At 69.0% G+C, this 25,942-nt stretch carries 28 protein-coding genes and 1 tRNA gene; 7 read left to right on the top strand and 22 right to left on the bottom strand.

Features of this window, described 5'->3' with window-relative positions:
• Positions 1-7: 7 nt before the first annotated feature.
• A complete protein-coding gene (locus tag MHO01S_RS16815) occupies positions 8-340 on the top strand; it encodes a hypothetical protein (protein WP_060960452.1) in 333 nt (110 codons plus the stop codon).
• A gap of 4 nt (positions 341-344) precedes the next feature.
• Entirely contained in the window at positions 345-1,088 is a 744-nt protein-coding gene (locus tag MHO01S_RS16590; protein WP_157553819.1) for a hypothetical protein, read from the top strand.
• Here the strand turns inward: MHO01S_RS16590 and MHO01S_RS15560 are convergent.
• From MHO01S_RS15560 to MHO01S_RS15520, 9 genes are all read right to left on the bottom strand, one after another.
• Positions 1,085-2,143, bottom strand: a complete 1,059-nt coding sequence (locus tag MHO01S_RS15560) for a tyrosine-type recombinase/integrase (RefSeq protein ID WP_167626543.1) — start codon at positions 2,141-2,143, stop codon at positions 1,085-1,087. The genes MHO01S_RS16590 and MHO01S_RS15560 overlap by 4 nt on opposite strands.
• Before the next feature lie 315 nt (positions 2,144-2,458).
• A complete protein-coding gene (locus tag MHO01S_RS15555) occupies positions 2,459-3,109 on the bottom strand; it encodes a recombinase family protein (RefSeq protein ID WP_197425783.1) in 651 nt (216 codons plus the stop codon).
• Positions 3,110-3,318: 209 nt separating this feature from the next.
• Positions 3,319-4,170, bottom strand: a complete 852-nt coding sequence (locus MHO01S_RS15550) for an HGGxSTG domain-containing protein (RefSeq protein WP_157553818.1) — start codon at positions 4,168-4,170, stop codon at positions 3,319-3,321.
• Between the two features lie 361 nt (positions 4,171-4,531).
• Positions 4,532-6,733: an AAA family ATPase gene (locus MHO01S_RS15545; protein WP_060960456.1), complete on the bottom strand. Its 2,202-nt coding sequence runs from the start codon at positions 6,731-6,733 to the stop codon at positions 4,532-4,534.
• 79 nt (positions 6,734-6,812) lie between these two features.
• Complete coding sequence (locus MHO01S_RS15540) at positions 6,813-7,043, bottom strand: hypothetical protein (protein ID WP_060960457.1); 231 nt, start codon at positions 7,041-7,043, stop codon at positions 6,813-6,815.
• Between the two features lie 340 nt (positions 7,044-7,383).
• Complete coding sequence (locus tag MHO01S_RS15535) at positions 7,384-7,887, bottom strand: hypothetical protein (RefSeq protein ID WP_060960458.1); 504 nt, start codon at positions 7,885-7,887, stop codon at positions 7,384-7,386.
• Between the two features lie 75 nt (positions 7,888-7,962).
• Positions 7,963-8,541, bottom strand: a complete 579-nt coding sequence (locus tag MHO01S_RS15530; protein ID WP_060960459.1) for a hypothetical protein — start codon at positions 8,539-8,541, stop codon at positions 7,963-7,965.
• A gap of 11 nt (positions 8,542-8,552) precedes the next feature.
• Positions 8,553-8,927, bottom strand: coding sequence for a hypothetical protein (locus MHO01S_RS15525; RefSeq protein WP_060960460.1), 375 nt, complete (start codon positions 8,925-8,927; stop codon positions 8,553-8,555).
• A 31-nt stretch (positions 8,928-8,958) separates the two neighbouring features.
• Positions 8,959-9,195, bottom strand: a complete 237-nt coding sequence (locus tag MHO01S_RS15520) for a hypothetical protein (protein WP_157553817.1) — start codon at positions 9,193-9,195, stop codon at positions 8,959-8,961.
• A 194-nt stretch (positions 9,196-9,389) separates the two neighbouring features.
• Here MHO01S_RS15520 and MHO01S_RS15515 point away from each other — a divergent pair, with 194 nt between their 5' ends.
• Complete coding sequence (locus tag MHO01S_RS15515; RefSeq protein ID WP_060960462.1) at positions 9,390-9,587, top strand: hypothetical protein; 198 nt, start codon at positions 9,390-9,392, stop codon at positions 9,585-9,587.
• A gap of 102 nt (positions 9,588-9,689) precedes the next feature.
• Here the strand turns inward: MHO01S_RS15515 and MHO01S_RS15510 are convergent, their stop codons facing one another.
• Complete coding sequence (locus MHO01S_RS15510; RefSeq protein WP_060960463.1) at positions 9,690-9,905, bottom strand: hypothetical protein; 216 nt, start codon at positions 9,903-9,905, stop codon at positions 9,690-9,692.
• A 320-nt stretch (positions 9,906-10,225) separates the two neighbouring features.
• Between MHO01S_RS15510 and MHO01S_RS15505 the strand changes: the two genes are divergently transcribed.
• Positions 10,226-11,455, top strand: coding sequence for a serine/threonine-protein kinase (locus MHO01S_RS15505; protein WP_060960464.1), 1,230 nt, complete (start codon positions 10,226-10,228; stop codon positions 11,453-11,455).
• A 30-nt stretch (positions 11,456-11,485) separates the two neighbouring features.
• Here the strand turns inward: MHO01S_RS15505 and MHO01S_RS15500 are convergent, their stop codons facing one another.
• From MHO01S_RS15500 to MHO01S_RS15480, 5 genes are all read right to left on the bottom strand, one after another.
• Positions 11,486-12,226 (bottom strand): DUF2510 domain-containing protein, encoded by a 741-nt coding sequence (locus tag MHO01S_RS15500; RefSeq protein WP_060960465.1) that lies wholly within the window; start codon positions 12,224-12,226, stop codon positions 11,486-11,488.
• Complete coding sequence (locus MHO01S_RS15495; RefSeq protein ID WP_060960466.1) at positions 12,223-12,807, bottom strand: isochorismatase family protein; 585 nt, start codon at positions 12,805-12,807, stop codon at positions 12,223-12,225. The genes MHO01S_RS15500 and MHO01S_RS15495 overlap by 4 nt, the downstream gene beginning before the upstream one ends.
• A 45-nt stretch (positions 12,808-12,852) precedes the next feature.
• Positions 12,853-15,135 carry an MMPL family transporter gene (locus tag MHO01S_RS15490; protein ID WP_060960467.1) on the bottom strand — a complete coding sequence of 761 codons (2,283 nt, stop codon included), beginning with the start codon at positions 15,133-15,135 and terminating at the stop codon, positions 12,853-12,855.
• Positions 15,136-15,197: 62 nt separating this feature from the next.
• Positions 15,198-15,593 carry a hypothetical protein gene (locus tag MHO01S_RS15485; protein WP_061782572.1) on the bottom strand — a complete coding sequence of 132 codons (396 nt, stop codon included), beginning with the start codon at positions 15,591-15,593 and terminating at the stop codon, positions 15,198-15,200.
• A 26-nt stretch (positions 15,594-15,619) separates the two neighbouring features.
• A tRNA-Thr gene (locus MHO01S_RS15480) sits at positions 15,620-15,695 on the bottom strand.
• Positions 15,696-15,938: 243 nt separating this feature from the next.
• On the opposite strand from MHO01S_RS15480, the gene MHO01S_RS15475 reads away from it, so the two are divergent.
• The 3 genes from MHO01S_RS15475 to MHO01S_RS15465 all read left to right on the top strand — a co-directional run bounded on the left by MHO01S_RS15475 (position 15,939) and on the right by MHO01S_RS15465 (position 18,601).
• Positions 15,939-16,832, top strand: a complete 894-nt coding sequence (locus tag MHO01S_RS15475; RefSeq protein ID WP_060960469.1) for a MetQ/NlpA family ABC transporter substrate-binding protein — start codon at positions 15,939-15,941, stop codon at positions 16,830-16,832.
• 79 nt (positions 16,833-16,911) lie between these two features.
• Positions 16,912-17,949: a methionine ABC transporter ATP-binding protein gene (locus MHO01S_RS15470; RefSeq protein ID WP_060960470.1), complete on the top strand. Its 1,038-nt coding sequence runs from the start codon at positions 16,912-16,914 to the stop codon at positions 17,947-17,949.
• Positions 17,942-18,601 carry an ABC transporter permease subunit gene (locus tag MHO01S_RS15465; RefSeq protein ID WP_060960471.1) on the top strand — a complete coding sequence of 220 codons (660 nt, stop codon included), beginning with the start codon at positions 17,942-17,944 and terminating at the stop codon, positions 18,599-18,601. Before MHO01S_RS15470 ends, MHO01S_RS15465 begins: the two co-directional genes overlap by 8 nt.
• Before the next feature lie 18 nt (positions 18,602-18,619).
• Here MHO01S_RS15465 and MHO01S_RS15460 read toward each other — a convergent pair whose 3' ends face one another.
• From MHO01S_RS15460 to MHO01S_RS15430, 7 genes are all read right to left on the bottom strand, one after another.
• Positions 18,620-20,215, bottom strand: coding sequence for an alpha/beta hydrolase (locus MHO01S_RS15460; protein ID WP_060960472.1), 1,596 nt, complete (start codon positions 20,213-20,215; stop codon positions 18,620-18,622).
• Positions 20,212-21,387 (bottom strand): DNA polymerase III subunit delta', encoded by a 1,176-nt coding sequence (locus MHO01S_RS15455; RefSeq protein ID WP_061782571.1) that lies wholly within the window; start codon positions 21,385-21,387, stop codon positions 20,212-20,214. Before MHO01S_RS15455 ends, MHO01S_RS15460 begins: the two co-directional genes overlap by 4 nt.
• A 155-nt stretch (positions 21,388-21,542) precedes the next feature.
• Positions 21,543-22,166 (bottom strand): dTMP kinase, encoded by a 624-nt coding sequence (gene tmk, locus MHO01S_RS15450; RefSeq protein WP_061782570.1) that lies wholly within the window; start codon positions 22,164-22,166, stop codon positions 21,543-21,545.
• Positions 22,163-24,874, bottom strand: a complete 2,712-nt coding sequence (topA, locus tag MHO01S_RS15445) for a type I DNA topoisomerase (RefSeq protein ID WP_082734236.1) — start codon at positions 24,872-24,874, stop codon at positions 22,163-22,165. The genes tmk and topA overlap by 4 nt, the downstream gene beginning before the upstream one ends.
• 67 nt (positions 24,875-24,941) lie before the next feature.
• Positions 24,942-25,268: a hypothetical protein gene (locus tag MHO01S_RS15440; RefSeq protein ID WP_061782569.1), complete on the bottom strand. Its 327-nt coding sequence runs from the start codon at positions 25,266-25,268 to the stop codon at positions 24,942-24,944.
• A 28-nt stretch (positions 25,269-25,296) separates the two neighbouring features.
• Positions 25,297-25,632, bottom strand: a complete 336-nt coding sequence (locus MHO01S_RS15435; RefSeq protein ID WP_061782568.1) for a TadE family type IV pilus minor pilin — start codon at positions 25,630-25,632, stop codon at positions 25,297-25,299.
• Positions 25,629-25,868, bottom strand: coding sequence for a DUF4244 domain-containing protein (locus MHO01S_RS15430; protein ID WP_060960476.1), 240 nt, complete (start codon positions 25,866-25,868; stop codon positions 25,629-25,631). Before MHO01S_RS15430 ends, MHO01S_RS15435 begins: the two co-directional genes overlap by 4 nt.
• Between the last annotated feature and the right edge of the window lie 74 nt (positions 25,869-25,942).

Here is a 25,942-nt window from a genome sequence, read left to right as displayed (position 1 = left end):
CTCAGGAGTGAACCCGGACAAGAATCTGGAGCTGTCGCCTACGGGGAAGCAATCGCTCGCTGACTTCGTTGCGGAGAAGAAGCCGTCTACTCAGATCGAGAAGTACACCGTGTGCATCTTCTGGATGCTGAACATCGCCGAGTACCCCAAGGCCGGAATCTCGCAGATCGTGACGTGTTACCACGCGATGAACTGGGCTCTGCCGACCAATATCCGCAACACCGCCAGCCAGGCTGGGAAGAAGGAATTCGACAACACGGCCGGACTTGATGACATCAAGTTGTCATCGCTCGGACGCAACCTCGTTCTCGCTCTCCCCAAGAAGGACGCGAAGAAGTAGCGGCTTGACGTCCCTCGTTGAATTCTTATCGTCCTCGAACGCGAAGACCTGGCGCGACCGAGCCCTGGCGACGATGTATTGGCATGCACACTTCAAGGACGAACGCGCCCTTTCGAGTAGCCAAATAAGGTCGGCCCTTCAGGCAGCTCGCGTTCCCAAAGCTAAGCTCGCGAACATCGCCGACGTCATGAATCGCGCTGGAGCGCTAGTTGACGTCGCCTCAACGGGTGACGGTGGAGAACGTCTGTGGGCATTGACTCCGACTGGGGAAGCAGCAGTGCGTTCCCTTGCAGGGCTTCCTGAGACACAGCCAGAGGTTGAGCACGGAGTCGAAGAGCTACGCAAAGTTGCTTTGAAGATCCAGGATGTCGATGTCCGCGCCTACGTCGACGAAGCAATCCTTTGCCTCGGTGTGAACGCCCTTCGCGCAGCGATTGTGTTCATGTGGGTAGGGGCTGTGCGAGTTCTGCAAGATCGAGTCTGGGTCCACGGACCGCGCGCTGTTGAAGCGGCAGCGCAGAAGTACTACCAGAAAGCCAAGATCTCAAAGTTCGACGATCTCGCCACCGTGAAGGAAACGACTCTCCTTGACATCGCGCGTGACCTCGGAGAAATCGACAAAGCCCAGTGGACGATCCTCGGTCAATGTCTGGATACACGCAATCAATGCGGACACCCAAACAAATACAATCCCAGCGTCGCGAAGGCCAAGTCCCACATTGAGGACATAGTCGGGATTCTCTTCTAGCTCTCCGCGGCGTAGGCGGCGAACCGCTCGATGTGCTGTGCGTAGTCCGTCGGGTAGAGATGCGAGTAGATCGTGTCCGTGGTGACGACGCTCGCGTGGCCGAGCCAGCGGCTCACTTGGTAGGGCGGAAACCCTGCCGCGAGCCACAAGCTGGCCGCCGTGTGGCGGAGGTCGTGCACGCGGATCGCAGGTAGCTCTGCGCGGGTGAGCGCAGGCTTGAAGTAGTTCCGACGGAAGCTCGCGAGGTCCCAGACCCGCCCGTGATCCACCCGGTGCGATCCGGGGGTGCGCCCCGGCCAAAGCAGCGCGTCACCGTCGCCCGACCGCGGGTGCTGCATCTTGTGCGCCTTGAGGTCGGCGATCAGCCGACGGTCAAGCAGCGGTACGTCACGGGTTGAGCGGCGTGACTTCGGCGTACCGAACACCCACTCCCCCTTGATGTGCTGTGCGGTCTGCCGCACCGACACATGGCCCGCGGCGAGGTCGATGTCCCGAACACGCAGCCCGGCGACCTCCCCGGCACGGAGGCCGGTGTACGCCATGAACCGCACCAGCACGTCGTACGGCTTGAACAGCGCGAGCTGGGCAGCGGTAGCCTCCACCTGCGCGTAGGTCAGCGCGGCGAGAGTGCCCTCGTCCACGTCGTGCGCCTTGGGCAAGTCGATCCCGTCGCAGGGGTTGAACGCTATCTGCCGGTCCCAGAGCGCGTGCTTCATGACCTTGCGCAGAGCGACGTAGCAATGGTGCACCGTCGCCGGGGCGAGCCCTTCGCCCGAGAGCTTGTTGATCCAGGCCTGCACGTCGGCGCGGGTAACCGACGTGATGCGGCGCGAGCCGAACGCGGGCACGATTCGCGCCGAGTACATGAGTTCGTAGCTGTGGAAGGTGCGCGGCTTGAGTCGGGGCTTCGCCGCCTCCATCGACGCCGCGATCACCTGCGCGACCGTCGCGGTGTTCCTGACGAGAGAGCGCGTCGTGTCGCCCGCGTCCTTCGCTGTCTCGACCTTCAGCGCGAACCGCTCTGCTTCGCGCTTGACGGTGAAGGTGCGCTGCATCTTTCGGTCGCCGTCGCGCCAATGGACCTCGTAGGCGATGCCGTTCGGTGACTTCTTGCGGGCGACTTCTCGTAGATGTGCCATGTCATCGCTCCTTGCTGACGTCGATGGGCGCTGCGGGGTGGAACGGGCCGTGCGGCCGCGCCGGTTCGTGGGTGGCCTGCCAAGTGAAGCGACACCAGAAGGTCACTTCGCCGTGGTGTTGGTTCGCCCGGATCACGACGGCGGGGTGCTCATCGCTCTCCATGAGCACATGGCCGGGTCGGACAGAGTCCGCTCGGATGCGCTCGGTGCGGGGGTTGAGCTTCGGCGTAGTCATGCGCTCGCCGTCTCTCGCGTGGCCGTTGCGTACGCGCGGCGGACGGTCGACTCGTGCCAGTCGGCAAGGCCGGTCGGCGACAGCACACCCTCTTGGGTGAGTTCGCGGCTGATCCGGCCGAAGCTGGCTCCGGCGTCGCGCGACAGAACGATACGACGGAGGACGCCTGCCGGGATTGCCGTGCGGCGTCCGTTGTCGAGACCACGAGCCTTGCGAGCGGCGAGCGCTTCCTTGGTTCGCGACGAGATCAGGTCGCGTTCCAACTCCGCGAACGTCGCCAGCATGTTCGCCATCGCCCTGCCGCCCGGTGTCGTCAGGTCGAGCGCGTTATCGAGCACGACAAGCGCCCATTCTCGCCGGATCGCGTCGTCGATGATCGCGGACGCATGCCTCACGGACCGTGCCAGCCGGTCGAGCTTCGCGACGATCAGCCCGTCGGCCTGGCCGGCATCCAGAAGGTCGAGCGCACGGCGTAGCTCGGGGTTGACCTGCTTCCCGCTGCGGCCGAGGTCGGACATGATCTCGACGGTCCAGCCGCGTCGGTCGCACTCGGCGAGAATCGCCTCGGCTTGCGCCTCGATGCCGAGTCCGGAGCGCTCCTGCTCTTCGGTCGAGACTCGGACGTATCCGATCATGTGGTTGCTCATTGATTGCTCCTGTTGGTTGAGGCGGAAGGCGGGGACGGACGTATCCGCCCGAGACGAAAGGGAACCTTGCCCGCTGAGTCCGCCGCTACTCCGGGCTGAGAATCCGTCTACGTGGCCATCTGCGGCGTCGGGGACCGCCGACCCTCCCCGCCCTCCTCGCGTACGCAATGCTCACGTCCTGCCTCAGTTGCTGGGCTTGCCTGTGAGCGTTAGCCCTGGCCTCCGTCCCTCTTCCGCTGCTCGTAGCGTTTCGGGCTGACGGTGCGGCGTCCCCCGGTGCGCTCTGGGTACCTGTCCGCGTACGGGTCCGCGGTAGACGTCGAGCGCGACGAGCGCACCGTCTTGTCGGCGCGCCGGGATGCGGCGGCGCTACGGCGGCGGGCTGCGTCCTCGGCGGGTGTGTCGCGGACGACGCCGAAGCGGTCGGGCTGCGGTCGGCGTGCGGCCTGCTCGGGGAGGAGGTCATCGTCACCGAGCTCGCCTGCGGCGTGCGCCCGCATTGCGTCGGCCTCCTGCCGAGCGCGCTTCGCGTTGAGGTCCGGCGTCGTGGCCGACGGCTGGCCGCGCTTCATGCGCTCGATCTCCTTGATGCGCTGGTGCTGCGCGTCCTCCCGCTCCCAGCGCTCTTCGTCAGTCTCGGGTTTGTTGGCATCCTCGATGACTTCCGCGTCGATCACATCGGTGTTGTCCTCGTCGTCGTCCCAGTCGAGGTCCATGACGACATCGCTCACGACATCGCTGAAGTCCCGTTTGGTCACGCCGACCTCGATGCTCTGCGTGCCGCTGAGGTTGGCCCGGTCGAGCAGGTCCTTAACCGCGAGGAGCTTGGTGCGGTCATCGACCTTCTTGGAGTGGATCATCTCGATGAGCTTCGCCGCCGCTGCATCGGCCGACATCAGGATGCGCACCTGTGCCTTCGCGCGAACCTGGGGTGCGGCACCGCCGTGGGCTCGGCACACATTTGAGCCTTTGATGGGTGGTCTCTTACAGGGTTGCCCGCTGACCGTGCGTGCGCTGCACGTCACTGCTGGCGAACGACCATCCCTCCATACCTGCGACATTTCATCTACCTGCTTTCTGTTCGATCTGATTCATGGACATTCGGTGCCGAGAGGACGAGCTGGCTCGTTTCGACGGAGAAGCACCCGTCCTCTCGGCGGTCTATGGAGATTTGATCCGTGGTGCCGGGGATCAAGTCCGCCCGGCAAGTCCGCCTTTAAGGACGGGGCGGCGGGGCCGACTTGGCCCCCGCCCGACCTTCTGCGCTCCCGGTTGAACGAGTCCGCCCAAGCCGGGCCATCTCCGGGCCGACTTGAGAGCTCAGGGATTCCGGGCCAGAACGACCCATCGCGCTGGCAAGTCCGCCCAAACTCCGCCCGGACGGGGCCGACTTGCTCAAGTCCGCCCGGACTCCGCCCCGCGTTACGCACCGGAGACCTCCTCGCGGGTGAGCGCGGCGACCATATCTAGGGCGCTCTGGTCGCCGTCGTCCTCGGCCTCTTTGAAGCGCAGGTGGAGCTTGTGGGGGCGACCGCGGTTGATCGCTGCGCGGCTGTCTTGACGCCCAGCGGGGTTGTTCGGCGGGGCGACCTTCTGCTCGTCGATGTAGCCCTCGCTCGACAGCAACTCGTACTGCGCACGGACAGCGGTCGTGCCGACCCGGACGACCCGGCGCACCTTCTCAACGCAGTTCGTCTTGGTGTAGGTGTACGGGTGCATCTCGACCAGGCGGAGCATGAGCGCCTGGATCATGAGGTCCTGCGGGGTGTCGCCGAAGATGCCGCCGTGGACAGGCTTCTCGTCAGACGGCGACGCATCGCCGAGCGGACGCACTGACACCTCGACGGGACCGGCGTGGATGCCGTCGTCGCCGAGAGCGCCCAGCGACCAGTCGATCGCCCACTCGTTGCCGTAGCCCTCGCGCCCGCCGTACTGCACAGCCAGCCGGAACTCGCCTTCGGAGACCTTCGGGGAGACGCGGTGCTTGGCGAGAATCCAGGACTGCACCCACTCACCCACACCGGACTGCGATACGGCGTCCAGATCAAGTTCCTGGCTGCGCATCTTGGAGAAGTGGTCCGCGATGATGAGGCCGCGATCAGGAGCGACCACCAACCGCTCGATCTCACGCAGCATCTGCCCACGCGCGTAAAGATTGCTGACTTCGATGTCGGCGGCGTGGAACGCATAGAGCGCGTCGAGCACGACCAGACCGGGGCGGTCGATCGCAATGTCTCGACGGAGAGCGGTGGTGAGTTCTGCGGAGCCGATGGGGGCAGAGTCGAACGACATCGAGATCGGTAGCGACGCGAGGTCCGCCCCCATCCACTCGGCGATCTGCTGAAGGCGACGCATCGTGCTCGTGCGGCCACCCTCGGCCAGATACATCACGACGGGTCTCGGTTCCGGCACGACGAACTTGCCGAGGAAAGGCTTACCGCTCGCGACAGCGATGACGAGCGCGAGGAGGTTGTAGGTCTTCAGGGTCTTCTTCGCGCCGCCCGATACGCCATACGCGCCCGACGGCCAGACATCCTTCACCAGCCATGACATGGCCGGCACGGGCTGAGCAAGGTCGGCAGCGCTGAATCTTTCGAAGCGGGGGCGCGGTGTGTCTTCGTGGGCGGCGACGAACGTGTCGACCAGCCCGAGAGCGGTGACGTGCTCCATGAGGAGGTCGGTGATGTCCTCGCCCGACCCAGGAGCGAGGCCGAGCGCCGTCAGGTCGATGATGCCGGGGTTTCCGCCCAGGTCACGCAGGCGGCTCGCGACCTTCGCGCTGCCCTTGGCTCCTGCTTCGTCGGCGTCGTACGCGATAAACGTCTCGCGCTGGGCCAGCCTGTCGATGTCGGCGGGAACGTTGCTCGCTCCACCCGTCCCCGTGACCGCGACGTACAGACCTTCCGACTCCTGCTGAGCGAGCAGGCAATCGAACTCGGACTCGGTCAGCAGCACCGGGAGGTCGGGGTGCTCGGCGAGCGCGTCGACGTTGTAGAGGAACGCGCCCGAGCCATGCCCGTGCAGCGAGATGATCTTGCGGTCGGCTGCGTGAGGCAGATACCGGCGGACGTTGATGAGCTTGCCGTCCTGCACGACCGGGATCGTGATGCGCCATTCCGATTCGTCGCCGCGCTCGATGAACTCGAGGCCGAGACCGCCCTTGCGGATTGTCTCGTCGGTCAGCCCGCGCTCATCCCGCAGAAACCGCAGGTGATCGTTGCCGATGTCGTCGCCCTCCCAGAGCCGCAGCTCGGCATGCTCGTAACGGAGCCGCAGAGGGCCGGGGAGCGGTTTGGCTGTCGGGTGCACCTTGGGCGCACGCTCCCGACCCGCCGCGACGGTAGCGGGAGAGAGCTTGCCCACACCGATGCCCTTGTCGGTCATGTAGTAGTTGAGCTTGTCGAGTCCGCCTCCGTGGTCGCTGTCCGACTTGAGGCAGTTGAACTCCGCCTTCACGATGTTGAGGCTCGCGCTCGGGCTGTGGCTGGTGTCGGGGTCTTCACAGGCAGGGCAGTACATGCGCTGCTCGTCGCCGCTGAGCGGTCCGACGAGATAGCCAGCGCCGTCGAGAGCAGCGAGGATGCGCTCGGTATCGGATGTGATGGGGTCGGAGTCGATGCTCACGGTCGGATTCCTTCGGGGGTCAATTGAGCGCGCTGAGCCTTGGTGACGCTCGAAGCGGGTCAGATGCGGCGGGCATCGCTCATCGGACGGCCTTGACCGTGAGGGACTCGACCAGTGCGAGCAGGTGGGCGTCGGTAAAGAAGACGCGGTGACCGACCTTCAGGTGCTCGACCTTGCCTTGCTCAACCCAGCGCTTGAGCTGGCGGGTGTTGAAGATGTCGAGCCCGGTCAATTCGCGGTTGCGCGCCGGAGCGGTCTCGTACGTGGACAGATGCTGAGCGGCAGGCTGCTCGTGGTTCAGCTTGGACATTGCGGATGCCTCTTTCGGCGTCTTCGCCGAGAGGTCCAGAAACGACAAGAGCCGAGTGCAGAACCCCTCGACATGAGTTGTCGTTTGGGAAGTTCTGCTGCTCGGCCAGACGTCCGCAGCTTGGACTTACAAGGCGTCTCCCGCGAGCCGTACTCACTTCGGGAGCCGATAGCCTCGACCCTCTGACTGCTTCTTCGCTCCCTCCGAAGAGGTTGAGCTGGCCGCTATTCGCCGTATCGAGTCTGTGACATCGCACATCTCGTCCGGGACAGCGGGTATTCAGTTGTACGCCCCATTCTACGCCACGGGGCACTGGCGCCGCTCGGGAGCGGTGGTTTGCTCAGGAGCGCGAACGTTCGAACGTTGCCAGCGCGTCGCGTAGACGAACGGTGCGATACCGCCGCCAGTCGCTCGCATCTTCGACATCCGCGTAGAACTGCACGTAGCCCAGAGCCTCGATTGAAGCGATGAGGTCGTATCCGCGACGCGGGACGTTCCGGAAAGGCTGGAGACCCCGTCGGAATCCGCGCAGAGGCGACGTGGGCCAGTAGCGCTCGTGCAGCTCGGTCGCTACCGCCCAGCCGGTCATGTGACGGTCTCGCCATGCGGCCAGGAGGATGCTCGCCTCGGTAGCCAAGCCGCGTGTCATGGGGTGCAGGTCGTTGACGTCGGGCGCGGTATAGCGGAGTGATGCGACCGTTAATGCGGGCAGGCGCAGCAGGTTCGAGCGCTCGATGGGTGGCTCGTCCGCAAGGTCTGCATACCGGTCGTAGTAGGTGGCGAGCGGGTACGGAATCGGCGTGAGGGCCGAAACGCGTAGCCTTCTCTCGGATGCGATGGTCATTTTCGTTCCTTTCGGGGAGTGGGCGGGTTGTTGGCTGGGAGGGGTCCCGAGGCGACGGCTCGCCCTCCTCTGTTGTCAGAGGTAGGGCGTGGGGTCGAGCGGGTTGAAGGTGCTGTCGGGCATCGCGGCCCAGGTCTCCTGTGCAGCCTTGTACGGGTCTTCGAGCTTCCGCAGATGGTGAGTCTCCAACGAGCGCGCTTCCCGATCCAGACCGGGGAGGATCTTCTGGTCGGCGCGCATCCGGAGCATGTTGAAGTTCTTCACCATGTCCTCGCTGTACTCGCCACGGTCGAGCCGGTCGGCGAGGTCGTTGAGCGCACGGATCGCCTCGTCCGCAGCTTCTGCGCGAGCGGCGGCGCGGTCGACTGCGATCTCGGCGTTATCCATCATCAGTGCCTCGTACTGGTGTACGCGGTCGAATGCCGCCCGGTCGATCGCTGCGAGGTAGCGGCGCTCGGCGGTCGTGTTCGGGAAGCGCAAGTGTCGCGCTGCGGTCCGCGGTCGGTCGAGCGCGTCCGGGCCGACCAGCTGAACGATCCGATACGAACTGCCGACTCGCGAGGGCAGCGGCTTGGTCGCATACGTTCCCTCCTCGTGGCTCTCGGGAGTGGAGTCGCCGGGGTTGGCGACGCGGCGTGCGTTGCGGGTGCTCATGGGGTGCCTCCTCAGGCGATTCCGCGACCGCGACCGAGGACGCGGGCGTTGTGCTCTTCGATGTGCTTCGGGTTCGCGGTCTTCTTCAGCCGCGACAGTGTGGCATTGCGCCGGTCCTCGCGCTCCAGGGCCTCACCGAAGGCCTCGATAGCGCGGTCCACTGCCTCCTCTAGTCGCGTCTTGCGTGCCCGGTGGTCGTCGACCACACGGCGCAGGCGCAGTTCCAGGCTGGCGGTCGCCTTCGGATAGGCGGGCAGATCGACCTCGGGCGCGTCTGCCAGGGGCGGCGGGGTTGGTCCGTTGTCGAACCGGTGACCGGCTGCTGCGGTGCGGTGCGCGAGCTCGGCCTTCTGTCGGGCGTCGTATGCGCCAAGTCCTCGGGACATGATGATTCCTCTCGTTGGGTTGAACTGCGAACTACGGACGCTTCTTGCCGTAGGGCGTGGGAGTCAGTGCCGCTGCGACCTCAGGCGAGATCACAGCGAACGGCTGAAGCCCGGCGACGATGATCTGCCGCAGGACGGTTGCGCGGGACATCCCACCGCTACCGGCCACCACCGCTTCAATCGCGTTGGCGATCTCGCGGGGCACGCCTGCGCGAACCTCGACCACCTCGCCCTCGATCACCTTGGGTCGCCCTCGTTGCGCGCTCATTCCGCCTCCCGGTTTTTATCCGCTTGAATATATCCTCGCCTACTTGGGCTGCTCTCCGCTGGACAAGTCGCAGATGAGAGGCATATTTGAGAGTGCATAGTGACGTGCATATTTGTCTGCATGAATGCGTCGCTGAGCACTACGCGCAGTCGTGGCGGGGCGAGGGAGAGTAGAAGGGACGGAAGGACACGACCATGACCGACACCAGATACTCCGACCACGACAACCAGGGCCGCTCCGAGTACGGGCGGGCAGGCGACGGCGACCGCATCAAGCCCAACGGGGTGCCGCGACCTCTGAGCACGAGCGAGCGCGCCCGCGCCGTCCGCTCGGCAGGCCTCCGCCCGAACACCGTCACCGACCTCGGCGACACCGGCGAGCGGGTGGCCTGAGCTGCGCGTCGGTGTAGCTGAGCCGTAAGCCGAGAACAGCCCCGCCCCGGTACGCCGGTGAGGTCGGGGCTGTTCTACGTGGGCAGACGGGCGTAGGCGGCGTCAGAACGGCAGCGAGTCGTCGGACAGGCTCCGGAGGAAGCGGTCAATGACATCCTCGCGGAACCGGTCAAAGCCGGGGCGGGCGCCCATGCGCCCGTAGCTCCTCATGATCGCGGCGTGCATCGCTCCGACTGCCGCCCCCTTGCCACGCACGATCTGCTCCTGCTCCTCGATGACGGCCTCATCATCCCCTCGCACTGCGGTCTTGGTGCTCATGTCGTTCTCCTTCGGTTGGGGCCACGGCGGGCCGGTGAGGAGACTCTGCAACCACTCCTGCGAGCGGGCAAACGGCGACAGAAAACCCGCCGAAATCCCGCCGTACCACGCTCCCCCACGCCGCTCCGTAGCGCTCCGACGGGCGCCGCTCTAGCTGTCGCGATCCCGGCCGTAGAGCGGCTTGGCGTGGGGCACGGTGGTTCACGACGGAGCACCCCAGTTCACCTGAGAACTCGTTCTTGGCCCTCTTTTAATCCGCGGGTCGTGGGTTCGAGCCCCACGGGGCCCACCAGTGGGCCGCGCGCGGCTAGCCTCGGAACGTGGACGATCGGACGTCAGCTGTGGATGTCGGGATGCTGCTCGATGCGCGCTACCGCATCGATGCGCTCATCGGCACGGGAGGCATGTCGCGTGTCTACGCGGCGCACGACCTCACGCTGGGTCGCACGGTCGCGATCAAGATCATCACGGCGACAGGCGATGATCTCGATGCCGGCCAGCGGGTGCGGGTCGAGACGGCCGCGCTCGCGGCGCTCACCCACCCGAACCTCGTCGTGCTGCACGACGCGCGCCTGACCGGTCCCGGCCCCCGCTACCTCGTCATGGAACGTGTCGACGGCCCCTCGCTGTCGGCGCGGCTCGCCGAAGGAGCGCTGACGGATGCCGAGCTCACCCGCATCGCCGGCGAGCTGGCCGAGGCGCTGAGCGCCGTCCACGCCGCCGGTGTCGTGCACCGCGACATCAAACCCTCCAACATCCTGCTCGCGCCCGGCGCGACATCGAGCCGGCCGCGTCGCGCGAAGCTCGCCGACTTCGGCATCGCTCATCTGCTCGGCTCGGAGCGGATCACGCAGCCCGGCACCCTCATCGGCACCGCCGCTTACCTCGCTCCCGAGGTCGCTCTCGGTCACGCTCCGGCCCCGGCATCCGACGTGTACTCTCTCGGCCTCGTGCTGCTGGAGGCGCTCAGCGGTGCGCGGGCCTTCCCGTCCGCTCAGGGCGCGAGCCAGCTGCTCGCCCGACTCGCGCAGGACCCCGAGATCCCCGCGGACCTCCCGCCCCTGTGGGCGGGGCTGTTGCCCGCGATGCTCGACCGCGACCCGGCGGCGCGCCCGAGCGCCGCCGCGATCGCCGACACCCTCGCTGCTCCCCCGCGCGCGACGGGCGCAGAAGACACCCGCGTCCTCATCCCGCCGCTGCCGCCGGCGGAGCCCGCCGCCGCAGCCGCGGCGCGGTTCGATCGGGATGCGGCCGGGGCACGCCCGTGGTGGCGCCGCACTCCGCTGCTGATCGGCGCGGGCGCGGCGGTGGCCGCGATCGTCATCGCCCTGTCGGCATGGTCGGGACTGTCGTCGGCGCCGAGCGTCGAACCGTCACCGACCACGACGACGCCGTCATCGACGCCCACGCCCGCGGCGACCGACGCGAGCACGGTGTCGAACCCCGACCCCGTCGCTCCCGCCGACCCGAAGGACAAAGGCAAGGACAAGGGCGGGCCGGGCGAGAACAACGGCGGCAAGGGCGGCGGCCCGGGCAAGGACGGCGGCTGAGCCGCCCCTTCCCCCGGACGGATGCCGCGGTCAGCTGCCCAGAGTGCCGACGGACACGACCTGCAGGATCTCGCCGAACAGCCACACGCCGAGCGAGATCGCGGCGACGAAGCCCACGACCGTCGCCGCGACCCACGTCCACAACGGAGCCCAGCCGCCGGCGACGGTCCGCCGCCGCAGCACCACCGCGCGCCCGATCATGTAGACGGCCGATCCTGCACTCACCAGCACGAAGAACGACCATGCCCAACCGAACGGCGCCGGCACGCCGCGGCGCTTCAGCTCGCGCCAGTCGAGCCAGCTGAACACGATGAACGCGGCGTAGCACGCCCAGCCGATCAGGGAGATGCCGAGAGTGCGCATCTCCCACGACGTCAGGTCCGCGGTGGCCGCGGCCGCGGCCGTCCCCGAGCCCGACTCCGCCGCGCGCATCATCGCCGCGATGAGGGAGAGGTAGCCGTTCCAGTCGAAAAGGAAGATCGACAGCATCGGCAGCACGGATGCGGCGACCGCCAGCCACACCCAGATCGTCTGGGTCGGAACGTCGACGGCCGGCGGGGTGGCCCCCGGACCCGCAGGGGCGGGAGCCGTCGGGTAGGCCGGATACGCCGGAGCGACCGGCGCGGCGGGTGCGACCGGCGCGGCGGGATTCGGTGCGTATTCGCCGAACCGCGGCGCGGGCGCCGTCTGCGCGGTCCACTGGGTGCCGTCCCACCAGCGGCGCGCGGCGGCATCCGCCGGGTCGGGGTACCAGCCGGCCGGGGCGCTCACGAGGCCGCTCCGACCAGCTCGGCACCGGCGTGGGCGAGTTCGGCGAGCGCGGCATCCGAGCTCTCCGGCGCGACGCCCGCGATGAGGTCGGTCAGGACGCGGACGTGCAGCCCGTGCGCGATCGCGTCGAGCGCCGACGCGCGCACGCAGTGATCGGTGGCGAGGCCGGCGACATCCACCTGCGTGACGCCGCGGGCGCTCAGCAGGGACGACACCTTCTCACCGGCATCCGTGGTTCCTTCGAACAGCGAGTAGGCGGGCATGCCCTGTCCCTTCTTGATGTGGTGGGTCACGGCGTCCGTGACGAGTTCCGGGTCGTAGTCCGCTCCGGACGTGCCGGCGACGCAGTGCACCGGCCAGGTGTCCACGAAGTCGGGGGCCGCATCGGAGGCGAAGTGGCCGCCGTTGTCGGTGTGACCTTCATGCCAGTCCCGCGACGCCACGATCAGCGCGTAGTCGTCGGCGTGCGCGGACAGATACGCCGTCAGACCGCGCGCGACCGCGTCACCGCCCGCGACGGCGAGCGCTCCGCCCTCCGTGAAGTCGTTCTGGACGTCGACGATGAACAGTGCTCTGGTCATACCACCGAGGCTAATCCCTCGGGGCGGCTGCGGTCGGCGCCCCGGTCACAACTCCGCCGAATCGCCCCCACCACGTCGCCGCGACCGGCGTGTCGCGCCCGCCGCCACCGGAATGGAGGAGTTTCGCCCGGCATCGACGTCGGCCCGCGCGAGGCGTGAGGGCCACCAGATCCGCCGGCCGAGGTCGTACGCGACCGCCGGCACCAGCAGCGAGCGCACGACGAACGTGTCGAGCAGCACGCCGAAGGCGACGATGAACGCGAGCTGGGCGAGGAACAGGATCGGGATCACGCCGAGCGCGGCGAAGGTCGCGGCCAGCACGAGCCCCGCCGAGGTGATCACCCCTCCGGTCGCGACGAGCCCGCGCAGGATGCCGGGGCGTGTGCCGTGACGCTTCGACTCCTCCCGCACGCGCGACATCAGGAAGATGTTGTAGTCGACGCCGAGTGCCACGAGGAAGACGAAGCCGTACAGGGGCACGGCGGGGTCCGCCCCCGGGAAGTGGAACAGGTTGTCGAAGACGAGCGCGCTGACGCCGAGTGCCGCGCCGAACGACAGGATGACACTCAGGATCAGGATGACCGGGGCGACGACCGCCCGCAGCAGCAGCATCAGGATCACGAGGATCACGGCGAGGATCACCGGGATGATGAGGGTACGGTCGCGGATCGAGGTGTCGTTCGTGTCGAGGTCGATCGCCGTCGGCCCGCCGACCAGGGCGACGTCCGCGCCGAGCTCGGTCGTGAAGCTCGTCCGCAGATCGCGCACGGTCTGCTCCGCGGCCAGCGAGTCGGCCTCGTCCGACAGCGTCGCCACCAGCAGCACGTCGCCGTCGACGATCGTGGGCTGGGGCGGCGTCGCACTCGGCGGACCGGCCAGCGTGTAGACGGGGGCGCCGTTCTGCACGGAGACACCGATCTGACCCGACGCGGTGTCCTTTGCGGTCGCGGCGACGGACTCGATGCCGGGCGCCTTCTCGAGCACGGTGACGGCGTCGGCCACCCGATCCTGGGGCACGACGATGTAGGCGGGGCTGCCCGATCCCGCGGCGAAGTGCTGGGCGAGCACGTCCTGCCCGTCGCGCGCCTGCGACGCGCCCAGCACCAGGTCGCTCTGCGGCACCCCGTCGGCCTTGAGCTGCAGCACGCCGACGGATGCCGCGAGCAGCACGACCGTCGAGATGATCCACACGGGCCGCGCGTGGCGCGCGACCAGCCGCGCCTGGCGGCCCCAGAAACCGCGGACGGGGGCGTTCGGGTCGGTGACGAGCCGCTCGGCGTTGTCCCCCGGGTCGCCGTCGGCGCCCTTCGGGATGAAGGGCCAGAACGCCGCGCGCCCGAAGATCGCGAGCAGCGCCGGCAGGAACGTGAGGGCGGACAGCACCGCGAACGCGATGCCGATCGAGGCGATCGGCCCGAGCGCCCGGTTGCTGGCGAGATCGCTCAGCAGCAGGCAGAGCAGCCCGGCGATGACCGTGCCGCCCGAGGCGATGATCGGCTCGAACGCGCCGCGCCAGGCGGTGATCGCGGCATCCCACCGCTTGGCCCCCGTGCCGATCGCTTCGCGGAAGCGTGCCGTGTAGAGCAGGGCGTAGTCGGTGGCGGCACCGATGACGAGGATGAACAGGATGCCTTGCACTTGCCCGTTCAGCACGAAGATACCCGCCTTGGCGAGCCACCAGACCGTCAGCAGCGCGACGCACAGGGCGAAGGTCGAGGTGAGCAGCACGAGCACCGGCAGCAGCGGCGAGCGGTAGACGATCACCAGGATGATGAACACCGCCCCGAGCGCGACGGCGAGCAGCAGGCCGTCGATACCGAGGAAGCCCGCCACCAGATCGGCGGTGAACCCGGCGGGGCCGGTGACCCACGCCTCCAGGCCCGACGGCAGGTTCTTCTCGATGCTCTCGCGGACGGCCGTGACCGTCTCGCCCACGTCGCCCGCGGTCGAGATCGGCACGAAGAACTGCACCGCCTCGCCGTCTTCGGACGGGATGGCCGGCGACACCTGCTCGACGCCCTCGACGCCGGAGATGGTCGAGGCAAGGTCGGAGATCTGGGTGAGCTGCGCCGCGCTGAGCGCCCCGTCGCCGGTGACGACGATGACGGCGGGGATGCTGTCGCCGCCGGTGAACTGCGAGAGCCGCTCCTGCACCTGCGTGGACTCCGCCGAGGACGGCAGGAACGAGGACTGGTCGTTGGTCGCGACCTCGTCGACCTTGCCGAAGTAGGGGCCGCCGATGGATCCTCCGACGAGCCAGATCAGGACCAGCAGAACGGGAATGCCGATACGCAGCCAGCGCGTCGGGGTGTCGGTGCGACGAGTCATGTCGCTAGCTTATCTAGTAATAAGTCCCGCATGCCAGCGCCGTGCTGCGCGGTGACGCGCACTCACCCGCGGACGAAGTAGAGCACCCAGCCCGTGACGAGACTGATCATGCCGAGCGCGAGCATCCCCGCCGCCGACCAGGTCAGCGCACGCAGCCCGGCGGGGCGCCGCTGCAGCCGCATGCGTCCCTGCCAGCCGTGGCGGTACCAGATGGATGCCGCGTCGGCGTCGCCGATGACCGCGGCATCCGCCGCCGACAGGGGCGCACTGTTCGCGTCGCCGTCCGCGTCGAACCACCGCGCGAGCGGATGCTCGCCGTCGCGGTCGATGATGGCCTCCGCCGGGAGCCACGTGCCGTCGGCCGCCCACACGACGACCGCCGCGGCGGCGAGCACGACGAACGCGCCGAGTCCGACCCACGTGAAGATCTCGATCAGCGCGTCGATCGCGTGATCCATGGAGTCTCCCTGGGCGAGGGGAAGTGTGGAGCCGCCTAAGGGAATCGAACCCTTGACCTATTCATTACGAGTGAATCGCTCTGCCGTCTGAGCTAAGGCGGCGCAGGGAGCCGGAGCGCCATGCACGATGATCGATCCTACAGGGTCGGGGCGCCTCTCGCGAACCGGTCGCCGGGGCCGGCGACGCCGACCCGATCCGGCGGTGTCGTCGTGTTACGTCCCGATTCTGATCTGGACGCCGGATCTGCCTACCGTCGATGAGGCACCGCGACGAGGCGAGCGCGGAAGCCGACCCTGCAGTCCTCCCGCGCCACGCGGTGCCCCGACCCACAAGGAGCACCACCCATGTCCAAGAAGACCCTGGCCGCCGCTCTGGCGCTGCCGCTCGTCCTGCTGCTGAGCGCGTGCGCCTCCGGCGCCGCATCGCCCTCCGACTCCGCGGGGGCCTCCTCCGACCCCGTGCGCATCGGCGTCGTCGGCGCCGGCGACCCCTACTGGGAGACCTACAAGGAAGCCGCTGCCGCCGAGGGCATCAACGTCGAGATCGTGAACTTCGACTCCTACGACCAGCCGAACCCGGCTCTGTCGGCGGGCGAGCTCGACCTGAACCAGTTCCAGCACATCATCTACCTCGCCACCTACAACGTGAAGGCCGGAGACGACCTCGTGCCGATCGGGGCGACCGCGATCTACCCGCTGGGCCTGTACTCGACCAAGTACGCCAGCGTCGCCGACATCCCCGCCGGTGAGACGATCGCCGTCCCCAACGACGAGTCCAACCAGGCGCGCGCGCTCCTGGTCCTGCAGTCGGCGGGCCTGATCACGCTGAAGGACGGCGGGTCGATCTTCTCGGCCGTCGCCGACATCGAGCCGGGCTCCAAGGTCAAGGTCGAGGCCGTCGCCGCCGACTTCACCGCCTCGTCGCTCCCCGACTTCGCCGGCGCGGTCGTGAACAACGACTTCGTCGCCAAGTCCGGACTGACCAAGGACCAGCTGCTCGCGCAGGACGATCCGGCGGACTCGTCGGCGTTCCCGTACATCAACATCTTCGCGGCCAAGGCCGCGGACGCCGACAACCCCACCTACGCGAAGCTCGTCGAGCTGTACCAGAACACCGCCGCTGTCCAGGAGGGCGTGCTGGAGGCCTCGGGCGGCACCGCGGTGCTCCTGAAGACGCCGGTCGCCGATCTGGTCACGTCGCTGAAGAAGACCGAGGACGACATCCGCGCCCAGCAGTGATCGCCCCGCGTGTGCGGCCCGTCGGAAGGCGGGCCGCACACGCGTGCGTCGTCTCCGCCTCGACCCGGATCGGGAGCCCATGAGCATCATCAGACTGACATCGGCCACGAAGGTCTTCCCCCCGCAGACGAAGGGGGCACCGCCCGTGGTCGCCCTCGACGACGTCTCCCTCGACGTCGCGGCGGGTGAGATCTGCGGCATCATCGGATACTCCGGCGCGGGCAAGTCCACCGTGCTCCGTCTCATCAACGCGCTGGAGACGCCGTCGTCGGGACGCGTGGAGATCGACGGCTCCGACATCACCCGGTTCGGTGAGCGGGAGCTGCGGAGGCTGCGCGCGGACATCGGCATGATCTTCCAGCAGTTCAACCTCTTCGACTCGCGGACGGTCGCCGGGAACGTGGCCTATCCGCTGGAGGTCGCCGGCCGCCCCCGTGGCGAGATCCGCTCACGCGTCGCGGAGCTCCTCGAGTTCGTCGGCCTGTCCGCCAAGGCGCAGAACTACCCCGAGCAGCTGTCCGGCGGGCAGAAGCAGCGGGTCGGCATCGCGCGCGCTCTCGCGACGAGCCCCCGCATCCTCCTCGCCGACGAGGCGACGAGCGCGCTCGACCCCGACACGACCCAGGAGGTCCTGGGCCTCCTCCGCCGGGTGAACGCGGAGCTCGGCGTCACCATCGTGCTCATCACGCACGAGATGGAGGTCATCCGCACCCTCGCCGATCGCGTCGTCGTGATGGAGCAGGGCCGCGTCATCGAGACCGGCACCGTCTTCGACATCCTCTCCGCCCCGCAGCATCCGGCGACCGCGCGCTTCGTCGCCAGCGTCATCGACGACGTCCCCACCGGCGACGACCTCGCCGCCCTGCGCGCTCGGCACGACGGACGCATCGTCACGCTGGACGTCCGCGACGGCGTCGCCGCACAGGCGGACGTGTTCGCCGCCCTGGCCGCCCACGGCGTGCGCTTCGAGGTCGTGCACGGCGGCATCAACGACATCCGGGGCCGCGTCTTCGGACACCTCACGCTCGCCGTGACCGGTGACGCGGATGCCGTCACGCGCGCGCTGGCCGCGGCATCCGCGCACGCGCCCCTGACCGAGGAGGACCCCCGTGGATAGGCTCATCACGCTGCTGCCCCAGCTCTGGGAGGCGACGCTGGAGACGCTGTACGTCGCGAGCGCGGCGCTGGTGCTGGGCGGTGCCGGCGGCCTGCTGCTCGGTCTCGCCCTCTACGCGACCCGCCCGGGCAGCCTCTTCCCGCAGCGCGCGGTGTTCGGAGTGCTCAACGTCATCGTGAACACGATCCGACCGATCCCCTTCATCATCCTGCTGGCCGCCGTGCAGCCCATCGCGCGCGGGGTCGGCGTGCCCGGCATCGGCGTGCCGTTCGCGGTGTTCGCCATCACGATCGCCTCACTGTTCGCCATCAGCCGCATCGTCGAGCAGAATTTGCTGACCGTGCGCCCCGGGGTCATCGAGGCCGCGCGCGCAGCGGGTGCGAGCCGGTCGCGGATCCTCTTCCGGCTCGTCCCCCGGGAATCCCTGGGCCCGCTCGTGCTCGGCTACACCTTCGTCGTCGTGGCGCTCGTCGACATGACCGCGATGGCCGGCGCCGTCGCCGCCGGCGGACTCGGCGAGTTCGCGATCAACTACGGCTTCAAGCAGTTCAACCCGTGGGTGACCTGGTCGGCCGTGCTGGTCATCGTCGTGATCGTCCAGCTGGTGCAGTTCGTCGGCAACGCGCTCGCCCGCCGGGTCCTGCGCCGCTGAGCGACCTTCCGCGCGAGCTCAGCAGGTGAGCCCGTTCAGCGGCACCGTGCCGTCGACCAGGTAGTCCTCCACGGCCGTGTCGACGCACGTGTTGCCCTTGTTGTAGCCGGTGTGCCCCTCGCCCTGGCGGGTCACCAGCACCCCCGACGACAGCTGCTCGGCCAGCGACACCGACCACTCGTACGGCGTCGCGGGATCGTTGGTGGTGCCGACCACCACGATGGGTGCGGCGCCGTCGGCGGCGATCTTCTCGCGCACGCCCGTCGGCGGGTACGGCCAGACCTCGCACACGTCCACACCCTGCCAGTACGGGGCGATGGTCGGCGCCTTCTGACGCACGAGCGCGTCGGCGGCATCCTTGTCGGCCTGCGAGGAGTCGAGGGGGTAGTCCATGCAGTTGTAGGCCCGGAAGGCCTCGGTCGAGTTGTCCTGATAGGTGCCGTCGGAGCGGGCGTAGTAGAAGTCGGCCAGCGTCAGGGCGGTGTCGGCGTCGCCGGCGAGCGCGTCGGTGAGGGCCTTGCTGAGGTAGGACCAGCTGTCCTGCGAGTACAGGGCGGCGATGATCGCGGTCATCAACGTGTCGGCGCCCAGCTCACGCCCGTCCGAGCCGGTCAGCGGCGAGCTGTCCACGCTCGCCAGGAGCGTGCCGAGAGCGGCCATGCCCTCGTCGACGCTGCCCGAGAACGGGCAGGAACGGCCCTGCAGACAGTCGGCCATGTAGGCCCGCAGCGCCGACTCGAATCCGATGGCCTGTGTCGTGCTCACGTCCAGTCCCGACACCGACGGATCGATCGCGCCGTCGAGCACGAGGCGCCCGACGCGCTCGGGGAACAGCTTGGCGTACGTCGCGCCGAGGAAGGTGCCGTACGAGTAGCCCAGGTAGTTGAGCTTCCTGTCGCCGAGCACGGCGCGCAGCAGATCCATGTCGCGCGCCGCGTTGTCGGTCGTGATGTACGGCAGGATGCCGTCGCTTCCCGCTTCACAGGCCTTCACGAAGTCCTGGTTGCGGGCCGTCAGCTCGTCGGTCCAGCCCTGGCTGCCACGCGGATCGGCGGGGATGTCGAAGAGGTAGGCGTCCATCTCCGCGGCATCGAAGCAGCGCACCGCCGTGGAACGGCCGACGCCGCGCGGGTCGAACCCGATGACGTCGTACACGTCGGAGAGCGCCGCACCGACCGCGAACGACGACGACTGCGCGATGAGATCGTAGCCGCTCGCGCCGGGTCCGCCGGGGTTGGTCAGCAGCGACCCGATGGCGTCGCCGTCGGTCGCGGCGCGGCGGATCACGGCGAGATCTATGGTCCCCACCGAGGGATCGGTCCAGTCCAGCGGTGCGGTGACCGTCGCGCAGTCGAAGCTCCCGGCATCCGCGCCGCTGCACGCCTGCCAGTCGAGCTGCTGCCCATAGAACTCCTCGAAGCCGGCGGGAGCCCCGTCGACGTCGGGTTCGCGGCTGGGCGCCGGTGTGGCGGCGCTCTCCGGGGGGATGGCCGCGTACAGGCAGCCGGACAGCATCGTGGTCGCCGCCGCGAGGGCGGCGATCGTGACCACGGCGCGCCGGACGACGGATCGGCCGACGACGGAACGACGACGGCGGTGGGATGTCTCGGTCACAGTGTCCTCCCGCTCGCGACGGTCACGAGCATGCTCTCCAGGGCCAGGGCGGGGGCGGCGTTGCCCTCCAGGTTCGTGCGCGTCTGCGAGATCGCGTCCAGCACCACCAGCGTGCGGAGGGCCGACCAGGCATCGGCGAGGGCGCGCAGTTCGGACGCCAGCTCGCGGTTGATGAGATCGTCGCCGCGACCGAACTGCAGCATGAGCACATCGCGGAACATCGACTCGAGATCGGTGAGCACGCGGTCGATGCCGTCGCGCAGGCTGCGGGTCGCGCGCCGCTTCTGGTCGTCCTCCAGCGCGCTGAGCTGACCGCGCACGGCGGGCGGCACCGCCGCGCCGGCGACGATGCCGAGGGTGCGCAGGAGCGACGCGCGCTCGGCCTCATCGCGCTCGGCCGTCAGCGCCTTGGCGTCGTCGGTGGCCAGCTGCACGATCCGCGCCGCGGTCTCGACCGCTCCCCCGACGCCGCGGACCGACAGCACGGCGCGCAGCGTCTCGTCGCGGCGGGCGCGCGCGCCCTCGTCGGTGGCCAGGCGCACCGCCATGCCGATGTGGCGCTGCGCGAGCCGCGCCGCCTGCTCGGCGGTGGCCGGGTCGACGCCGGTGCGTGCCACGATGAGGCGTCCGACGTCGGCGACATCGGGTTCACGCAGACGCAGCGTGCGCACGCGCGAGCGGATCGTGGGCAGGAGGTCGGCGTCGCTGGGCGCGCAGAGGATCCACACGGTCCGCTCCGGCGGCTCTTCGAGCGCCTTGAGGAGCACGTTGTTGGTGCGCTCGACCATCCGGTCGGCATCCTCCATCACCATGACGCGGTAGCGGCCGAGCGACGGGGAGAAGTAGGAGCGCTCGACGAGCGCGCGGGCGTCTTTGATCGAGATGATCACACCCTCGGTGCGCAACGCGGTGAGGTCGGGGTGCGTGCCGGCGAGCACCTGACGCATCGCGTTCTCATCCCCCGGCTCGGCGATCAGCGCCGCGGCGAACGCGTACGCGAGGGTCGAGCGGCCCGAGCCGGCCGGGCCGGTGATGAGCCACGCATGCGCGAGCTGAGCGGGATCGGATGCCGCGGCGCGCAGCTGCTGCAACGCCTCGTCCTGGCCCCACACCTCGCCCCACGGGACCTCCGTCCCGGGCTCCCCCTCGGCGATCGGAGCATCCGCAATCATGCCCCCAGCCTACGTGCCCGCACGGACACCCCCAGGGAGTTCTCCCCCCAGCGGCGAGCCGCCATGTCTTGTGCGAGCCGCCACGGCGCGTCCGGCCCGGGGCGTGGCGGCTCGGGCGCGGGATGGCGGCTCGGCGGGGTGGGGTGGGGGCGGGGTCAGGCGAGGCGGTGGGCGATGTGGGTCTGGATGGCGGCGGCCAGCTCGGCGGCGGGGAGCGCGGCGTCGAGCACGAGGAAGCGCTGCGGATCGGCGGCGGCCAGGCTCAGGAACGCGACGCGGACACGATCGTGGAACTCGGCCTTCTCCGCCTCGAGCCGGTCGAAGGGCTTGTCGGCGGCATCCAGTCGCCGACGGGCGGCGGCCGGATCGAGGTCGAGGAGCACCGTCACGTCGGGAAGCGCGTCCTCCGTGGCCCACAGCGACAGCTCACGCACCTGGTCGGCATCCAGCACACGCCCTGCACCCTGGTAGGCCACCGACGAGTCGAGGTAGCGGTCCTGGATGACGACCTCGCCGCGGTCGAGGGCGGGTCGCACGAGCGTCGCGACGTGCTGGGCGCGATCCGCCGCGTAGAGCAGCGCTTCCGCGCGCGGGGCGACCTCGCCGCGGTGGTGCAGGACGATGTCGCGGATCAGGACGCCGACCTCCGTGCCGCCGGGTTCACGGGTGCGCAGGACCGTGCGCCCCTGATCGCGCAGCCAGCGCTCGAGGAGGCTCGCCTGCGTCGTCTTCCCGGTGCCGTCACCGCCCTCGAACGTGACCCACAGTCCCCGGGTCATTTCTTCTTGGCGGCCGGCTTGCGCGTGGTCGTGGTCGTCCGGCGGGTCGTGCGCTTGGGCGCGGGCCCCTTCGCACGCTTGTCCGCGAGCATCTGCACCGCGACCTCGAAGGTGATGTCGTCGGCGGTCTGCCCGCGCGGGATCGTCACGTTCGTGGTCCCGTCGGTGACGTAGGCGCCGAAGCGGCCGTCCTTGATGCGGATGGGCTTGCCCGACACCGGATCGGCCTCGAACTCCTTGAGGAAGCTCGCGGCGCGGTTGGCGTACTTCGGCTGCGCGTAGATCTCGAGCGCCTGCTCGAGGGTGATGTCGAAGATCTGGTCCTCGCCCGCGAGCGAACGCGAGTCGGTGCCCTTCTTCAGGTACGGACCGTAGGGGCCGTTCTGCGCCGTGATCGGGGTGTCGGTCTCGGGGTCGACACCGACGGTGCGCGGAAGCGAGAAGAGCTTCAGCGCGGTCTCGAGGTCGATCGTCTCGGGCGACATGCTCTTGAAGAGCGAGGCGCGGCGCGGCTTGGGCGCCTCGACCTTCTTCTTCGCGACCCGCTTCTTCGGCGCCGACTCGGCCGCGGCCTCGGCGACGGGCGCGGACTCAGGCTCGGGCTCGGCGGGGAGCACCTCTTCGAGGTAGGGACCGAAGCGACCGTCCTTCACCACGATGTCGCGCCCGTTCTCGGGATTCTGTCCGAGCACGCGGTCGCCGGCGATCGGGGCGTCGATGAGCTCGCGCGCCTTCTCGGGGGTGAGCTCGTCGGGGGCCAGATCGCCGGGGACGTTGACGATGCGCGACGTGCCGTCCTCGTTGGGCACGTCGAGGTAGGGGCCATACCGGCCGAAGCGCAGGGTGGCGACGTCGCCGATCTTCGTCGCGTTGATCTCGCGCGCGTCGATCTCGCCGAGGTTGTCGAGGATGTGACGAAGGCCCACGTGGTTCTCGGAGCCGAAGTAGAACTCCTGCAGCCACGCGACGCGCTGCTGCTCGCCGCGCGCGATCGCGTCGAGGTCGTCTTCGAGCGCGGCCGTGAAGTCGTAGTCGACGAGGTCGGCGAAGTGCTCCTCGAGCAGCCGCACGACGCTGAACGCCAGCCAGCTGGGCACGAGCGCCTGACCGCGCTTGGTGACGTACTCGCGGTTGATGATGACGTCGATGATGCTCGCGAACGTCGAGGGACGACCGATGCCCTTCTCCTCCAGCGCCTTCACGAGCGACGCCTCGGTGTAGCGGGGCTTGGGGCTGGTGGCATGCCCCTTCGGCTCGACGTCGTGCAGCGAGAGCACGTCGCCGACGGCCAGCGGCGGCAGCGACTGGTCGTCGGACTTGTCGGCGTCGCCGCGCTTCTCGTCGCGCCCTTCCTCGTACGCCTCGAGGAAGCCCTTGAAGGTGTACACGGTGCCGGATGCCGTGAACGACGCCGTGCGGCCGGCTGCCTCGGTCTCGAGCGTCACCGTGGTGGTCTCGTACTTGGCGTCGGACATCTGCGAGGCGACGGTGCGCTTCCAGATGAGGTCGTACAGGCGCAGTTCGTCGCGGTCCAGCGACGACGACACGGATGCCGGGGTGCGGAAGGAGTCGCCCGAGGGACGGATCGCCTCGTGCGCCTCCTGCGCGTTCTTGCTGTTGTTGCGGTAGCTGCGCGGGTTGGCCGGCACCGCCTTGTCGCCGTACAGCGCCACGGCCTGGGTACGCGCCGCCGTGACCGCCTGCGTGGACAGCGCGGTCGAGTCGGTGCGCATATAGGTGATGTACCCCTTCTCGTAGAGCCGCTGAGCGACGCCCATGGCGTGCTTCGCGCTCATCGAGAGCTTGCGACCGGCCTCCTGCTGGAGCGTGGAGGTCGTGAACGGGGGCTTGGGGCTGCGGGTTCCGGGCTTGGCCTCGACGGCCGTGACGGTCGCCTCCCCGCCCGCCTCGATCGCGGCGGCCAGCTCGCGCGCCTGCGATTCGGTGAGGACGACGACGGCCTTCTTCAGCTGTCCGGCATCGTCGAAGTCGGTGCCGCGCGCCAGCGGAGCGCCGTCGAGGCGGGCCAGGCGGGTGGCGAACGCCTCGCCGCCGGAGGCGGCGAGCGCCTCGACATCCCAGTACGACGCCGAGACGAAGGCCATGCGCTCGCGTTCGCGGTCGACGACGAGGCGCGTCGCAGCCGACTGCACGCGCCCGGCGGAGGTGCCCTGTCCGACCTTCCGGCGCGTGACGTCGGAGACGTCCCAGCCGTACAGACGGTCGAGGATGCGGCGCGTCTCCTGCGCGTCGACGAGGGCGAGGTCGAGCTCGCGGGTGTTGTCGACGGCGGCGCGGATGGCGTCCTTGGTGATCTCGTGGAACACCATGCGCTTGACGGGGACCTTGGGCTTGAGGGCCTCGAGCAGGTGCCACGCGATGGCTTCGCCTTCGCGGTCTTCATCGGTGGCGAGCAGGAGCTCGTCGGCGTTCTTGAGGGCGCGCTTGAGCTCGGCGACGGTCTTCTTGCCGCGCTCGCTCTCCACATAAAGAGGAGTGAAGCCGTTCTCGATGTCGATCGAGTACTTTCCGACCGAGGTCTTCTTCAGCTCGGCGGGGATGTCCTTCTTGTCCGCGAGGTCACGGATGTGACCGACCGAGCTGAGCACCTCGTATCCGTCGCCCAGGTATCCCTGGATCGACTTCATCTTCGTCGGCGACTCGACGATGACGAGCTTCTTGCCCCCAGCACTCTTGACAGCTGCCACGTGGCGTCCTTTCTCCGATGCACACCATACACACCGCTCGACGTGGAGGACGCTGGGAGCCGCCGCCTCACCCATCACCGGGAGGGGGCCCGGCTCGCGCGCGAGCCTCCGCGACAAGCACCCCCAACCCGAGGCGGACGCGGACCGTCGCGATCGTTCCGACCACGTCGCACGCCACGACCGCGGCACCCGCCACGGCCGCGACATCGACGGCGCGTTGGCACGCCGTCCCCGGCACGAGGCCCGCGGCCGTATCGGCGGCGGCGAGGGCTGCGGCATCCGCGATGCCGGCCGCGCGGGCTCCGATGACCGCCGCCGCCCCGGCGGTCACGACACCGACCGCGACGGCCGACGCGACGGCGACCGCGGCGAGCGCGGCCGCTGCCCCCGCCATCAGCGATCCCTCCTCATCATCACTGTCGTCACCGTCCGCCGTCGAGGGCGCAGGAGCGGGCCCGCAGCTCGGGCAGCGGAAGCGGGATGCCGGGGGACGCCGTCGCGGTGACGCACACGAGATCGCCGTCGGCGGTGACCCCGGCGACGTGTCCACCGGCGATCGCCTGCACGATCTCGCCGGCGCGATCGGGCTCGCCGCGCGCGGCGAGCCTCGAGGCCTGCGCGGCCGCGTGCTCCAGTCGCACCTGCCGTCCCACCGCGGACACGGCGCCCGCGGTCAGCGCCACGACCAGCAGCACCGCGGGAACGATGACGGCGAACTCCGCGGTCGCCGAACCGCCGTCATCGCCCCGGCGACTCATGCGACCGTGAGTGCGCGGCGGACCAGATCGGTGAGGATGCCGCGCACCTCGTCGCTGCGCATGATCACGACGAGCAGCCCCGCGAACGCGACGGCCGCCATCGTCGCGACGGCGTACTCCGCCGTGGCGGCACCGTCCTCGTCGGCGTACAGGGCGCGGGCGCGTCGAGCGCTCAACGGCGGCAAGGACGCGGTCGCGGTCCTCGGCGAGGGGCGGTCGAGTGATGAGAGTGACATGGGATCTCCTTTTCGTGACGGTGGACGAGCGGGCACGGGGTGACGGCGGCGGTGTGCCGCCGAGGCAGCGGGGG

It is taken from the genome of Microbacterium hominis NBRC 15708, from assembly GCF_001592125.1.
Lineage (GTDB): Bacteria > Actinomycetota > Actinomycetes > Actinomycetales > Microbacteriaceae > Microbacterium > Microbacterium hominis.
The sequence above is the reverse complement of the archived record's forward strand: the minus strand, read 5'-3'. Positions and strand labels throughout refer to the sequence as shown.